Origin of the sequence: Cytobacillus pseudoceanisediminis (assembly GCF_023516215.1) — a bacterium.
GTDB classification, from domain to species: domain Bacteria; phylum Bacillota; class Bacilli; order Bacillales; family Cytobacillaceae; genus Cytobacillus; species Cytobacillus pseudoceanisediminis.
On the sequence record NZ_CP097349.1, the window covers coordinates 1,698,523 to 1,713,238 of the forward strand.

The following is a 14,716-nucleotide window of genomic DNA, read 5'->3' on the forward strand; positions in this document are numbered from 1 at the left end:
AATCCCCCTGTCATTATCAGGGGGATTCAAAAGGATTATTCGGCAGGGGCATCTGAATCATTTTTAGGTTCTTCAGCCCTCCAGATGCATTTTGCTTTACCGCTTTCGGATTCGTCAATGATGAACGATCCATTGGAATATCTGTCATTAAAGCGGATAGATGAAACATTAACTGCTTCAATATGGCCTTTTTCCGTTTCAATGTATAATTCATGTTTGCTTCTGACAATCACACACCCAACAATACGGTGAGGGTTAGATTTCAATTCACGAAGCATCACTACACCGCGCTTGGCACGGGAAGTCCGTTCAAATTCGCTCAGCTTCATTTTTTTAATAGATCCTCGCTGTGTAACAATCACGACAGACTGCTCTTTCTGATCCTCAATTAGCTGAGCACCTGCGACAAAATCGCCGTCTTTAAGGTTAATTCCTTTAACGCCTGCTGCCCGGGCACCAACGATACTTACTTCCTCTTCATGGAACCAGAGGCCGAATCCCTGGTGAGTGGCAAGGAATATTTCCTTCGTGCCATCTGTTAAATAAACGTCAAGAACTTCATCAGTGCCTTTTACATTAACTGCCACAAGCGGCTTGGAATATCTTTGAGCTTTATAAGCTTTTAGCTCGGTTTTCTTTACCATTCCATTTTTCGTCATAAAGAGCAGGTATTCTTCCGTTTCAAAATCTTTAACTGGAATAGCCCGGACAATCGATTCATTCCGGTCGATCGGTATGATATTGGCAATATGCTGTCCAAGGTCCTTCCAGCGGATATCCGGCAGCTGATGTACTGGACAGTATAAATAGTTTCCTTTATTCGTAAACACAAGGAGAACATCGGTCGTATTCATATCAAGCTTTGCAATCAGCCTGTCTGAATCCTTCATGCCAAAATCCTGTCCGTTTGAGGCGGCAAACGACCTCTGGCTTGTGCGCTTGACATAGCCTTCCTTTGTTACCGTTACAATCACATCTTCACTGGCTACCAGAACTTCAAGATTGATCTTGATTTCTTCGATCTCCGCTTCAATTCTCGTACGGCGTTCATCGGCAAAACGCTTTTTGACATCTCTTAGCTCTTTTTTTATAACAGAGAATAGCTTCTTCTCACTTTCCAAAATGGATTTCAGTTCGCCGATTAGCTTAGCAAGATCCTCAGCTTCTGCTCTTAAGGCAGTAATGTCTGTATTGGTTAAGCGATAAAGCTGGAGGGAAACAATTGCTTCAGCCTGAGGTTCAGTGAACTCAAACTTTGCAATCAGATTATCTTTTGCATCCCGCTTATCTTTAGATGCCCGGATTGTAGTAATCACTTCATCCAGGATGGAAAGAGCCTTCATCAGGCCTTCAACGATATGCTGACGCGCCTCAGCCTTTTGCAGTTCAAACTGAGATCTGCGTGTAACAACTTCTTTACGATGGCCGATATAGGCATCCAGAAGCTCTCTTAAACCCATTAATTTCGGGTGACGATTGTGGATAGCAACCATATTGAAGTTATAAGGGATCTGCAAATCACTGTTTTTGTACAGATAATGAAGGACGCCTTCAGGATCTGCATCCTTTTTTAACTCAATCACAATCCGAAGGCCTGTCCGGTCCGTTTCATCACGGACTTCGGCGATGCCTTCGACTTTCCGGTCCAGTCGGAATTCATCAATCTTCTTTACCAGATTGGCTTTATTCACTTCATAAGGAATTTCAGTTATGACAATTTGCTTTTTGCCTCCGCGCAAATCTTCGAATTCGGCCTTTCCGCGGACAATAATTTTTCCTCTTCCTGTTTCATAAGCTTTTTTAATTCCATCGACTCCCTGGATGATGCCTCCAGTAGGGAAATCAGGTCCTTTAATATGCTCCATCAGATCATCGATAGAACAATCCGGCTTATCCATCCGTAAAATAACCCCATCAATAATTTCATTTAAATGATGAGGCGGAATATCCGTTGCATATCCAGCAGAAATACCTGTTGAGCCATTGACTAGCAAATTCGGATAGACAGCGGGCAAAACGGTTGGCTCACTGGAAGTATCATCAAAGTTCGGGATAAATTCAACGGTTCTTTTCTCAATATCTCTCAGCAATTCGGAAGAAAGGGCCGATAATCGTGCCTCTGTATAACGCATGGCTGCCGGAGGATCTCCATCGATGCTCCCATTATTGCCGTGCATTTCAACAAGAAGGTTTCGAACCTTCCAATCCTGGCTCATCCGCACCATGGCGTCATATACAGAAGTATCGCCATGCGGATGATAATTGCCGATTACATTTCCGACTGTTTTAGCAGACTTTCTAAAGCCCTTTTCGTGTGTATTGCCTTCTACATGCATGGCATAAAGGATCCGTCTTTGAACAGGCTTTAATCCATCACGAGCATCGGGAAGGGCACGATCCTGAATAATATATTTACTATAACGCCCAAAGCGGTCGCCTAATACATCTTCAAGAGGAAGGTCCCGGAATTTTTCAGCAGAACTCATGATTCATCACCCTCCTCCTCTAGCACTGAAATATTCTCATTTTCAAGTATGCTTCCATCTTCTTCAAGGCCGAATGCCACATTGGACTCGATCCATTTGCGGCGCGGTTCAACCTTATCACCCATCAATGTGGTCACACGGCGTTCAGCTCTTGCTGCATCATCAATCTTAACGCGGATCAGTGTGCGCGACTCTGGATCCATAGTCGTCTCCCATAGCTGATCGGCGTTCATTTCGCCAAGACCTTTATAGCGCTGAAGCATATATCCCTTACCCACTTTTTTAATGGTATCCTGAAGATCATCATCACTCCATGCATACTCAATCACTTCTTTTTTGCCTGAACCTTTGCTGACTTTGTATAAAGGAGGCAGCGCAATGAATACCTTGCCCGCTTCAAGCAGCGGTTTCATATACCTGTAAAAGAAAGTAAGCAAAAGCACCTGGATATGTGCTCCATCGGTATCGGCATCTGTCATGATGATTACTTTATCATAGTTGACATCTTCCAGATTAAAATCTGAGCCAACGCCTGCTCCGACTGCATGGATAATGGTATTGATTTCTTCATTTTTAAAGATATCCTGGAGCTTTGCTTTTTCCGTGTTGATTACTTTACCTCTAAGCGGGAGAACAGCCTGGAAGCGCCTGTCCCTGCCCTGTTTAGCAGATCCCCCGGCAGAATCGCCCTCAACCAGGTACAATTCGTTTCTTTGCGGGTTGCGCGACTGTGCTGGTGTAAGTTTTCCTGAAAGCATGGCTTCAGATTTTTTCCGCTTCTTCCCGCTTCTTGCTTCCTCACGTGCTTTGCGGGCTGCTTCTCTCGCCTGGAAAGCTTTTATCGCTTTTTTAATTAATAGAGAGCTTGTCTCAGGGTTTTCTTCAAGGAAATAAGACAAATGCTCGGAAACAACTGAATCAACAGCCGACCGTGCTTCACTGGTCCCCAGTTTGCCTTTCGTCTGGCCCTCAAACTGCAAAAGCTCCTCCGGAACACGAACAGAGACGATAGCCGTGAATCCTTCCCGCAGATCCGCTCCATCCAGGTTTTTATCTTTTTCCTTCAGAAGATTCACTTTGCGGGCATATTCATTAAAAGCCCTTGTCATCGCTGTTTTGGACCCAGCCTCATGCGTACCGCCGTCTTTTGTGCGGACGTTGTTAACAAACGAAAGGACATTTTCCGAATATCCATCATTGAATTGAAAAGCAAAATCCACTTCAATTCCATTGCTCTCGCCTTCAAAGCTTACTACAGGGTGAAGAATATCCTTTTCTTCATTTAAATATTCAACAAATGCTTCTATGCCATTTTCATAGTGAAAAACGTCATGAAAGTCATTACGTTCATCTATGATTTCTATTTTCATTCCTTTTAGAAGGAATGCAGACTCACGAAGCCGCTCGCAGAGTGTTTCGTAATTATACGTGGTAGTCGAAAAAATCGACGGATCTGGCTTAAAGTGGATGGTAGTTCCTGATTGATTTGTCTTGCCCACTTTTTCGAGCGTTGTAACCGGCTTTCCGCCCAGCTCGAAACGCTGTTCATACACAAAGCCATCACGTTTAATTTTAACAACAAGCCACTCTGAGAGGGCGTTGACTACGGATGCACCAACACCATGCAGCCCGCCGCTTGTCTTATAGCCTCCCTGGCCAAACTTTCCCCCTGCATGAAGGACAGTTAATATGACTTCTGGAGTCGGCTTGCCCATTCTGTGCATACCTGTAGGCATACCGCGTCCTTTATCTTGAACACTAATTGAATTATCTTTATGTATTTTGACAATGATATGATCCCCGTAACCTGCCAGCGCTTCATCGACAGCGTTATCGACAATCTCATATACAAGATGGTGCAAACCCCTTGCATCCGTACTTCCAATGTACATCCCAGGGCGTTTTCTAACAGCTTCAAGCCCTTCGAGTACCTGTATGGCATCATCATTGTAGTCAAAAGCTTCCTGATTTCTTGCCACGAACATACCCCTTTCATTTCCTGCAAAAACACATGCCGTCAAAATCTCGGCACTAAGAACACCCGTATGAGAATTCGGCTTTTAAGTCCATTTCCTTTGATATCCCAAGGCTAGAACAGATGTTCTGTATTCATATTTTACCATATAATTTAGGATGGTCTATGCTTTATTTTATCTATTTATTTGGTTTTGGCAAATAAGATCTTGGGATTTAAAAGATTTATCCTGATTATTTCCGTTACACAAACCCTTTATTTACAGGGATTCTATAAAAAATAAAAAACATGAGATCTTAAGCAGACCTCATGCTGAGTTTACTTCGTTAGTGCGTGTTCAACTTTAATGCAGCGGTCCATGATGACAGTGCAGCCTTTTTCTTTTAGAAAATCATATGCTTCCTGGTTTGCCACTCCAAGCTGAGCCCAGAAGATATCAGCATCTATTTCGGCAAACTCCCGAGCAATTTCCGGAAGAAACTCTGAACGCCTGAATACATTGACGATATCTACATGCCCCTCGATCTCTTTAAGACTTGCTACAGCCTTTACACCAAGTACCTCATCAACAGCGGGATTAACCGGGATAATTTCATAGCCGGCTTTTTGCATCGCCTCTGACACCATATAGGATGTGCGTTCAGGATTTCCGCTTAACCCCACAACAGCAATCCGCTTTGCCTTTTTTAATAGAACACCGATTTGGTCCCTGCTTGGATTTTCAATAGCCATTTTGTTCCCTCCAATTTTTCTGGTTAATTATATTTTACCTAAAATCTTAAAAGCGCACTAACTTATTGCTCTTATTCCCAAATATACAGCTTATAAAAACTCAATGACCTTTCAACTTTAAATCCTGCTTTTTTATAAAGAGACAGGGCTTTCTGGTTGGTTGTTCCCACACAAAGCTTAATGCTTGCGGCTCCAGCATTCACAAAAAGGTCATGAACCGCCATATCAAGCAATTTTCGTCCAATGCCCTTCTTGCGTTTACAGAATTTCACACCAATGAATTCAATGCTTCCTTCTTTTTCATCACGATTGTATTCTGCATATAAATAGCCATTTAATCCATCCGCATCACCAGATGTATAAACTTTGTGTTCGTCACTCAATCTTCCGATAATCTCTTTTCCTGAATAATATGTATGGGGAAACAATGTATCATGCAAATGGATAAACTCGCTATGGCTGTGAGGCGGCAATAAACTGATATCTCTTAATTCATTACTGGGATTTCCTTTCAGTTCCATGTATGTCTGAGCAGATTGCGGCTTGAATCCGTTACTTAAAGCAAATTCGGCAGCAGTATGGTTGGCTGTATCCGCAAACAGAAAGTAAGAATGCAGGTTTCCTTCAAAATAATGAAGTGCTTTTTCCCATAAAAGTCTCATAAATTCAAATTCCTGAACAAAAGGACCCCATAATTCTGCTGTCCCTTTATTAAGATCAGCATCTACTCCCAGAAAACCTGCAATTGCGCCATCCTTCCAGACAATAAATGCAGCTGATTCGGCATCACTATTCATTTCTTCCAGACTATGAAGAATATCGTTTTGGCTGGTACCCAAATACCCTATATGACACTGGCGCAGAGAGTTCATTCCTGCAATAAACTCGGATGCCTGCACTAGATTTGCATGATCCAAAATGCCGGCTTTCACATCATCACTCCTCTTTACTATATTTTACCATAAAAAAAACGGCTGATTTGCTTTCAGCCGAATTAGAAGATTAATAAACGGCTGTCTCTAATCTTTTAAGCAGCCTCTTTATGCTGATGTTCGCTTCTCTTAACACCATTTCTTTATCAACCGTTTTTAGCTTCCTATTTTCCATGACGATTTTCCCGTTTACAATGGTTATTTCTACATCTGCTCGAGTGGCTGAATAGACAATCCTCGAGATGGTGTCGATATCAAATGACGGATACACATGAAAATCATTCAGATTAAGAATAGCAAGGTCTGCTTTCTTTCCGGGCTCAAGGCTTCCGATTTCCTTTTCCATTCCAACTGCTTTAGCTCCGCCGATCGTAGCCATTCTGAAGACTGTTCTGGCATTCATTGCTGTTGGTCCATGTACAGGCTTCTGAATGATTGCAGCCAATCTCATTTCATTGAACATATCCAGATTGTTATTGCAGGGAGCACCATCAGCACCCAGGCTGACAAAAGCCTGCTGATCCAATAAAGAAGGAATTTCTGCTACACCTGATGCCAGCTTTAAATTGGATCCCGGACAATGGCTGACCTTTACACCACGCTCTTTGATGATCCTTTTTTCTTCTTCATCAAGCCAAACACAATGCGCAAGAATCAGCCTTTCATTGGCAAGCCCAATGCTGTCCAAGTAAACTACATTCCGCATGCCTAATTCTCTTTCAACAAGCAGAATTTCATTGGCATTTTCCGATGCGTGCGTATGGACTCTTACATTGTACTGTGCAGAAAGATCCCTGACACTTTTCAGCAATTCCTCTGTGCAGGAAACTACAAAACGGGGACAGAAGGCATATTGTATTCGTCCATTATCGCTGTTATGCCATTTCTCAAGCAGATCTGCGCTTTGCTGGATGGACTTTAAGGTATTTTCCCTTAACGGAACTGGAACTTCATCCCCCTTATCCATCATGACCTTTCCGGCAAGTGCCCGTATGCCGCTCTCGGCAATTGCCTGAAATGCATATTCGGTATGATTGACCGTTTCCATGTCCACCACAGTTGTTGTTCCGCTTTGAAGCAATTCACCAATCCCCAGCATGGCAGAATAATAGATGGATTCTTCATCATGCGAAGCCTCCAGCGGCCAGATTTTCTGTTTCAGCCAATCAAGCAGTTCAAGATCATCAGCCTGTCCTCGGAATAATGTCTGGCATAGATGTATATGTGTCTGGATAAATCCCGGTATGATTGTTTTTCCTGAAGCATCCATTACTTTATCAGCTTTATGTGTTAAATTCTGGCCAATTTCCACGATGCGGTCATCCACAATATAAAGGTCGCCGAAAACGATTTCTTCAGCTGCGTTCATCGTGATGATTTCAGCATTTTTTATCAGTATACTGCTCAACTTCTTCCTCCCCTTGTACAGGACTTGCTTCTCCTGGCTCCAGTTTTCCATATGTCATGATAAGCTGCTTGTAAAATTGAATGGAGCGCTGATAAGCCGCCAGACTCACCCACTCATTTGGCTGATGGGCAAGCTTTTCGTCTCCCGGGCCGTAAATCAGGGTAGGAATCTCACTCCTTGGATTAAGAACGGCACCATCTGTATAGTAGGACACCCCGTAATGGTTTGCTGGCGATTCGCCTTTGATCATTTGCGCTATTTGAATAATGTCCACAGCAGGATCTGTTAAAATAGATGGACGGTCCAGGATGGTTTCAACACTGTATTTATAAATCTCTTCCTGATCCATCAGCAGATCAAGTTTGGATTTCAGCATGTTTATAAAACTGGAATGGGATTGAGGAGGGACGGTTCTTATATCTGCTCTGATGCTGCATTTATCTGGAATGACATTGGTCTGCACTCCGCCTTCAATCATGGTAACAGCCAGGCTGCTTTGTCCGAGTGGCTTCCTATCTGTCATCCATTCAATTTTCATTTCATCCAATAGCCGGACTATTTTAAGCATATGATCTACTGCATTTATTCCCTGTTCCGGCATCGAACCGTGAGAGGTTTTTCCATACGCTGTTATTTCAAGCCAAAGAGCTCCCTTATGGCCAATCACAATTTTTTCATTTGTCGGTTCGGCAATGATTAGTGCATCGATTTTTCTGCAGTCATTCTCCTTTATAAAAGCCCTTGCCCCGCAGCTGTCGACTTCCTCCCCGGCTGTTGCCAAAAAAGTAACGCCAGCAGGGGGTACAGTACTCGTGAGATACAGCTCTTCCAATGCCAGGAACATCGCTGCAAGACCGCTTTTCATATCAGATGCTCCTCTGCCATATATGCGTCCATCTGCGATTTCTCCTGAAAATGGAGAGTAAATCCATTCTCCCGTTCCAGAAGAAACGGTATCCATATGGCCGCATAAGACTAGCTGTTTACCGCTTTTTCCCGGAAGCGTAACTTCAAAATTGCTTCGAGTCTCATCAAGCATTGTCACTTTAAACGGCAGACCATTTTGTTTGCATCTGTTAATAAAAGCTTCAGTCACTAAATGTTCGTTTCCTGGCGGATTAGAGCTGTCGATTTGAAGCAGCTGCTGAAGAAACTGAATGTCATTCATTAATCCGCCTCCACTATTTGCATTTTAATAGGGGTCACTTTAAACCCATTAACCGGTGCCATGTCCTGGGAACAGGTTGTACAGGCAATGACAACATCGCACAATGCTTTCAGCCTTATGTAATCACCAGGCTTGGAAAGAGGCTCGGTAATGACATAATCACCAGCATCATCAAGGACATTATTCATAAATATATTGATGGGATCCGGAATGACAGGGGGTGAATATCATACTTTTTCAAAGCAGCCGCAATATTATCATGGCAATTTGGGTGATCCTCCTTGCCAAAATCAACTTTATAGCGGTAATAATCACAAGCAGGAAAGAAGAAATCATGTTTTCCAACAGTGTCTTCCACTAGCTGCATCAGCGGGCGGCGGCGGTTGCTGTAAAGCCAATCTCCCGTTTTAAGCCGAATGCTGCTTAATGAGGCACGCATATGAACAGGTGAAACATGTTCCTCAGGATCTTTATAGTTAAAACAGACAAAATCCCCCACTTGTTTTCCTTCCATATCAATAATAATGAGCTCTTCTCCTTTGTGAATCAGGGCGCTTCTTCCTTCATAAGGGGGATAATCATTTCGTCTCTGATCTTCCCCCTGTTAAAAACCTCTTTCATTTGATCACCAACCTTTGTTGTTATTCAATGAAAACGGCAACAGCACGAACTGGAGATCCCGTTCCTTTTCGAATCCTGAGCGGCAGTCCGAAATATAGAAATCGCATTCCTGCAATCTGATCGAGATTACAGAGATTTTCCGTATTGGTTATCCCATATTCCCGGCAAATGAGGTGCCCGGAATACTTCGGATCATCCGGATGGTCAATGGCCGGGGCATCGATGCCTATATTGACCGCACCTTTTTCAGCCAGCCATTTTGCTGCTTGATAATTCAGGCCCGTGTAGGTTGTGAGCCATTTGTCTGTACCATAAGAGCGATTATAGTGGCCGGTATAGAGGAGAACGATATCTCCTTTTTCAATAAATTGCTGTGATTTCCGCAATGCCGCCTCGAGATCACGGTCTGTAATATATCGATCAGGCTGGATGTGGGACACATCCAGGCAAACTGCGGGCCCGTAAAAATATTCAAGCGGCATTTCATCGATGTATTTGCCGTTTGGATCATATTCATAGGTTGCATCGCTATGGGTAGGGCCATGTTCATTGATTAATAGATTATTGGTTGCAAACATAAATCCCACTTGCTTTTCACTTTCTTCGTGAGAGATATTTGGGAAGATCATTGTTTTTTGATGAAGGGGAAAAACAGGCATTCCCTGATAAATTTCCTGCGTTAAATCGACTAATTTAACTCCCATGCTATTCCTCCTTGCCTGCTAATTTTTTTACTATATGAAAAGCGGCAGAGAACGCCGCTTTTAAGTTCAATTAATAATGGTCGGAATGACCTCAAATTTATCTACATCGATCAGTCCCATATCTGTAATTTTCCACTTAGGGCTTGTTACCAGTGACCAGAATGATAAATGCATAAACGGAACCTCCATGCCACAGCCAAGAACATCTTTTGCAAGCTGCGACAATTCGTCTACCTTTTCACTCATTTCTTTTCCAGTTAATTCGTCTGTCATTAAACCGCCAATCCTCAATGGCAGGTCACCGACTACTTTGCTATCCTTTATCATCGCTATTCCGCCATCCATTGCAATTACACGGTTCACCGCAGTTACCATATCTTCGTAGTTTGTCCCTGTTACGATGATATTGTGTGTATCATGGGCGACGCTTTCTGCAATGGCACCGCTTTTCAAATCGAAGCCATGCAGGAAAGTCTTACCGATTTTTCCTGTTCTGCCGTGGCGTTCTACAACCAGAAGCGGCAGCACATCCTGCTTTAGGCAAGGCAGCACAATGCCGTCTTTGACATTCAGAGTGAACTCGCTTCCGCCAGTTAAGTTCTGAAAAGGTATAGCTTCAATTGCCCTTACTTTTGCTCGGCTGCCTGAAGCCTCAATAGCCAGCTCCTTGAGTGTTACAGGTTTTCTCCTCACTGACTTTTTCACACTTTCCGGATATATGTAAGGAGCAATATCTATGGTTAATTCGCCTTTTTCAGCTGCTTTTTTCCTGCAAGATATACCTGGTCAACGGTCATATTGTTCAGGTCGCTGATCACGACAACGTCTGCCCGTTTGCCTGGTGCAATTACCCCAACATCTTTAAAGCCAAAATGGGAAGCCGGATTTATGGTCGCCATTTGGATGGCCTCCACAGGATCAATGCCTACAGCAATAGTTCTGCGGACAATATCATTCATATGTCCGTAATTTAACAGATCAGCAGGCACCATATCGTCTGATACAAGGATTGCACGGCGGGAATCGAGCCCATCCTCTGTTATGGCACGGATACAGTCTGCCATATTTCTTTGGGAAGAGCCTTCACGCATGAACACACTTACACCATTGCGCAGCTTTTCGACAGTTTCTTCTTTTGTCGTAGTCTCATGGCAGGACACATGGTTCCCGCCACTGATAATATGAGCGGCAAGCTCTTTGCTAAACAATCCTGGTGCATTCCCTTCAACCGTTTTTCCTATGCTGTTTGCATACGAAACTGCGGCAACAAGGTCGTCTATTAATTCCGGGGCATGCTCATATACCGGCCTGATATTGCTGAAGCTCTGTATCTCTCCAATTCCCTGTACATTTGGGTCAGCCAATAGCTCTTTCATATCCTTGGAAGTCACATCAAATCCGGAGGTTTCAAGTCCGGGAGCATCAGGCACCGCGCAGGGAACCGTGAAAAGGATCCGGTTTGGAAGTGTCTTTGCTTCTTCAATCATCGCCTGCATCCCGTGAACCCCCAGGACATTTCCAATTTCATGCGGATCTCCAATCAGCGTGGTGGTCCCAGTCGGAATGGAAAGCTTGGAGAATTCCGTGCAAGTCAGCATTGCACTTTCAAAATGCATATGAGAATCAATAAACCCGGGACATACGAATTTCCCCTGAATGTTTTCCACTTTCGTTTTTGGCCCGATTAAGTCTTTTGCATCTCCCGCCATTAAAATATATTCACCTTTCATCGCAACGTCTGCTTCATAGATCTCCCGGGTGATGACATTGATGAAGTATCCTCCTTTCAGGACTACATCAGCAAACTGGCTGGAATCAAGCAGCACGTCAATAAGCTTGCGGTATTGCACTGCCTTTTTTATGTCTATTGCATCCATTTATTAACCCCCTGTCTCCCCTTCTACACTGTCAATAATTCCGATAATGGCCGCATCTATAGGAGCATCTTTATTTTGGACGGCTCTTGATGCCATGCTTCCAGTCACATATATGACCTTCTCTCCTATTCCGGCACCAACAGTATCAACGGTTATAATGGGGTTCGGTAACAGCGTGCCGTCCAATCCTACAGGCTGGGTAATTAATAATTTTGTGCCCACAAGATTATCATCTTTTCTTGTGGCAGTTACACGACCAACCACTATTCCCATTTGCATAAAGACCTTCTCCTTAATGTAGAATGATTTCGATCTTCAGTTCCTTTGCTGTATCTCTTGCAAGGGGGTAATGATAGCCCCTTTTGGAACAGCTATTTGATCAAGCTTACTAAAGCGGGCAAACCGGACTGATTCATCGGTAATAACCGTTTTCTTCACATGCTGAACATCAAATTCTGCTTGTTGATGGAAATCTATTAATCTGATTCCAAGCATCTTCAGTTCTGTCATCTGCTCATTGAGCTTCCTTTTTAACAGGTCGGGGCCTTTATCCATTCCTTTCAGTTTCCAATATTGGCTGAAGGGATCACCTCCAGCCTTTAAAGCCGTGATCCGTTTTCCCTTCAATAAGCCCTTTAGGATGATCTGCACAATTGGTCTCTTTTCGTTAAGGGACAGTATGTCTGTTATTAAAGAAAAGGATAGAATAGGCAAAAAGATCTCATCGAATTGATCAATTGACTGGGCATGAAACGCTGTCGGAGAGATCCAATCGTCATTTCCAGTCAGGTTAACTAACTCCTGAAGCGGAAATTGTTTTAGCATTTCCTCCTCAGCAGCCATTCTGAGTGTAATATCTTTCTTTGTTAACTTTTTCAAGTAAGAAAATCCTGGTTCCATCCCTATCATATGAGAGGTTAATAGAGCCAGGATGTGAGGTTTTCTGTCTCTGCAGCTGTCATTTCGCAGGTAAAGCTCCTGCAGAGTGTTTTTTGCCATAACACTCTGCTTTTTGCTGCTCATGCTTATTCACCGATATTTTTTGATAAAAGAGCTCTTTCAACTTCGCTGTGCGGCCTTGGGATGACATGTACCGAAATGAGTTCTCCAACTCTGCTGGCCGCTTCCGCACCTGCATCGGTGGCTGCTTTAACTGCTCCAACATCTCCTCTGACCATAACCGTTACAAGACCAAATCCCACTTTTTCATATCCGCAGATCTCCACATTAGCTGCTTTAACCATTGCATCCGCTGCCTCTACTGCGCCTACAAGACCTTTTGTCTCGATTAATCCCAATGCTTCACCCATTGTGTGTTTCCTCCTTAAATTTATTAACCTGATGATTTGTCTGTATCGTTTATATTAACGTTGCTGCTCTCTTTCGCTTGCTTTTTTCTATTCGGGTTAACCTCTAGTCTGTTACCCCCTTGAGCATCATTTCCAGGATGCATATCTTCCAGCTTAAAATTCGGAAGCAGCTTCCCTGCTACTTCACTGTGGGCACGCGGAATGACATGAGCAGAAATTACTTTTCCAATTCTTTCTGCAGCACTAACACCAGCATCGACAGCAGACTTCACTGCCGCTACATCCCCGTTAAAATGGATTGTAACCCCCAAATAGCTCTCCACTCCTATTACTTTTTCAATTCCTACAATTTCTACATCTGCTGCTTTTACGGCTGCATCTGCTGCAGAAACTGCTGTTGAATAACCAACGGTTTCAATCAGTCCCAATGCTTGCAACTGGTAAATCCTCCTATGAAATAGACAAATCATCTCTCCATGCCTATAAGATGCTTCCGGGATGAATAGTTTCTGATCTGTGACAGAGATGCTGGCTTACAACTAATTAATTCTGTCGAATTCCTTATGAAGCTGATCAGAGATGCGTGAAACATCATCATAGTGTCCATGAAGCAGCAAGTATTTCTTCTCTATTAAAAAATTGAAATGTTCAGAAGTGCTTTTTTTCATGTAACGGTCAAGGATCAAAATACCCGAATAATAGTCGATCCCTTCAATGACAGCCACACCGCCGATTGAAGAGTTCAGCCCCAATTGTTTTGTAAGCCATGGACTGGGGGATTTTTCTCTATAGATTTGAGTAGTTTTAAAGGATCTTTGGGAAAGTTTTTTAAAGAAGCTCTTTAAGGCGTTTAATAGTGTCCCATGATTCTCTTCATATAGCTCCAGCGAAAAAGATTTCCCGCTGTTTTTGTCCCATGTCAGGCAATATCTTAAAGAAGGAAACTCTCTTAAAAGGTCATTCAGCATAAATAACTGCCCGGGCGTGCATTTTTCTGAAATGACTACACCGATTGAGGCTGTTTTTAATTCCCGCTGAAAAGAGCTTTCAAGAGCTGGATGAAGCTCTGAGAACAGCCAGACTTTTACACCCTCCGGCGTTTGTCCGATAAGCTGGCTTTCTCTTGCATTACGGTCAGGTTTTATATCAGCAAAGCCAGCATTGGAAGAAACCGGATGTTTCCCCTGTACCAGGGATAGGGTTTGAAGCTGTGCAATTTTTTCCTTAGCTGAAGACTTGGGTGCAGAATGAGAAACTGGTTGCCTTTTAAGGTTTTGATGTGGCTCTGCAGTCTTGACCGGTACTGAATGATGAACTGATATTCTTTTATTCATTTTTTCCTTCTGGTAATTAGGCCGGCTAATGCCCGGTATATTCTTCTTCGTTCCCTGCTGCCTGCTTGGAGGGGACTGGTTGGAAACCCCATTAATAGGATTTACTTTTGACTTGCCGTAAGGCTTCATCACTTCTTCTACAACACTTTTAATAAAGTCAGACACACAT

General features: G+C 43.2%; 16 protein-coding genes. All 16 read right to left on the bottom strand.

Annotated elements, in window-relative coordinates; genetic code table 11:
* Positions 1 to 35: 35 nt before the first annotated feature.
* Positions 36 to 2,486, bottom strand: a complete 2,451-nt coding sequence (gene parC, locus M5V91_RS09070) for a DNA topoisomerase IV subunit A (protein ID WP_284522025.1) — start codon at positions 2,484 to 2,486, stop codon at positions 36 to 38.
* On the bottom strand, positions 2,483 to 4,465 hold the full coding sequence (gene parE / locus M5V91_RS09075) for a DNA topoisomerase IV subunit B (RefSeq protein WP_009334671.1): 1,983 nt from the start codon (positions 4,463 to 4,465) through the stop codon (positions 2,483 to 2,485). Before parE ends, parC begins: the two co-directional genes overlap by 4 nt.
* Before the next feature lie 314 nt (positions 4,466 to 4,779).
* Entirely contained in the window at positions 4,780 to 5,193 is a 414-nt protein-coding gene (locus M5V91_RS09080; protein ID WP_009334673.1) for a CoA-binding protein, read from the bottom strand.
* Positions 5,194 to 5,264: 71 nt separating this feature from the next.
* Complete coding sequence (locus M5V91_RS09085; protein WP_009334675.1) at positions 5,265 to 6,125, bottom strand: GNAT family N-acetyltransferase; 861 nt, start codon at positions 6,123 to 6,125, stop codon at positions 5,265 to 5,267.
* A gap of 70 nt (positions 6,126 to 6,195) precedes the next feature.
* Positions 6,196 to 7,533 (bottom strand): 5'-deoxyadenosine deaminase, encoded by a 1,338-nt coding sequence (locus M5V91_RS09090; RefSeq protein ID WP_009334677.1) that lies wholly within the window; start codon positions 7,531 to 7,533, stop codon positions 6,196 to 6,198.
* Positions 7,505 to 8,701, bottom strand: coding sequence for a M20 family metallopeptidase (locus tag M5V91_RS09095; protein WP_284522026.1), 1,197 nt, complete (start codon positions 8,699 to 8,701; stop codon positions 7,505 to 7,507). Before M5V91_RS09095 ends, M5V91_RS09090 begins: the two co-directional genes overlap by 29 nt.
* Complete coding sequence (locus M5V91_RS09100; RefSeq protein WP_284522027.1) at positions 8,701 to 8,889, bottom strand: hypothetical protein; 189 nt, start codon at positions 8,887 to 8,889, stop codon at positions 8,701 to 8,703. Before M5V91_RS09100 ends, M5V91_RS09095 begins: the two co-directional genes overlap by 1 nt.
* Positions 8,886 to 9,215, bottom strand: a complete 330-nt coding sequence (locus M5V91_RS09105; RefSeq protein ID WP_284522028.1) for an urea carboxylase-associated family protein — start codon at positions 9,213 to 9,215, stop codon at positions 8,886 to 8,888. Before M5V91_RS09105 ends, M5V91_RS09100 begins: the two co-directional genes overlap by 4 nt.
* Before the next feature lie 127 nt (positions 9,216 to 9,342).
* Positions 9,343 to 10,026, bottom strand: a complete 684-nt coding sequence (locus tag M5V91_RS09110; RefSeq protein ID WP_217024997.1) for a cyclase family protein — start codon at positions 10,024 to 10,026, stop codon at positions 9,343 to 9,345.
* 66 nt (positions 10,027 to 10,092) lie between these two features.
* Positions 10,093 to 10,719 (bottom strand): adenine deaminase C-terminal domain-containing protein, encoded by a 627-nt coding sequence (locus tag M5V91_RS09115; RefSeq protein WP_284522029.1) that lies wholly within the window; start codon positions 10,717 to 10,719, stop codon positions 10,093 to 10,095.
* Positions 10,720 to 10,766: 47 nt separating this feature from the next.
* A complete protein-coding gene (locus M5V91_RS09120) occupies positions 10,767 to 11,903 on the bottom strand; it encodes an amidohydrolase family protein (protein ID WP_284522030.1) in 1,137 nt (378 codons plus the stop codon).
* 3 nt (positions 11,904 to 11,906) lie between these two features.
* Positions 11,907 to 12,182, bottom strand: a complete 276-nt coding sequence (locus tag M5V91_RS09125) for a EutN/CcmL family microcompartment protein (protein ID WP_019379976.1) — start codon at positions 12,180 to 12,182, stop codon at positions 11,907 to 11,909.
* Positions 12,183 to 12,218: 36 nt separating this feature from the next.
* A complete protein-coding gene (locus M5V91_RS09130; protein WP_284522031.1) occupies positions 12,219 to 12,902 on the bottom strand; it encodes a hypothetical protein in 684 nt (227 codons plus the stop codon).
* Between the two features lie 26 nt (positions 12,903 to 12,928).
* Positions 12,929 to 13,213: a BMC domain-containing protein gene (locus tag M5V91_RS09135; protein WP_009334686.1), complete on the bottom strand. Its 285-nt coding sequence runs from the start codon at positions 13,211 to 13,213 to the stop codon at positions 12,929 to 12,931.
* A gap of 23 nt (positions 13,214 to 13,236) precedes the next feature.
* Positions 13,237 to 13,650, bottom strand: a complete 414-nt coding sequence (locus M5V91_RS09140; RefSeq protein ID WP_217025002.1) for a BMC domain-containing protein — start codon at positions 13,648 to 13,650, stop codon at positions 13,237 to 13,239.
* A 102-nt stretch (positions 13,651 to 13,752) separates the two neighbouring features.
* Positions 13,753 to 14,712: a hypothetical protein gene (locus tag M5V91_RS09145; RefSeq protein WP_217025004.1), complete on the bottom strand. Its 960-nt coding sequence runs from the start codon at positions 14,710 to 14,712 to the stop codon at positions 13,753 to 13,755.
* Positions 14,713 to 14,716: the final 4 nt, after the last annotated feature.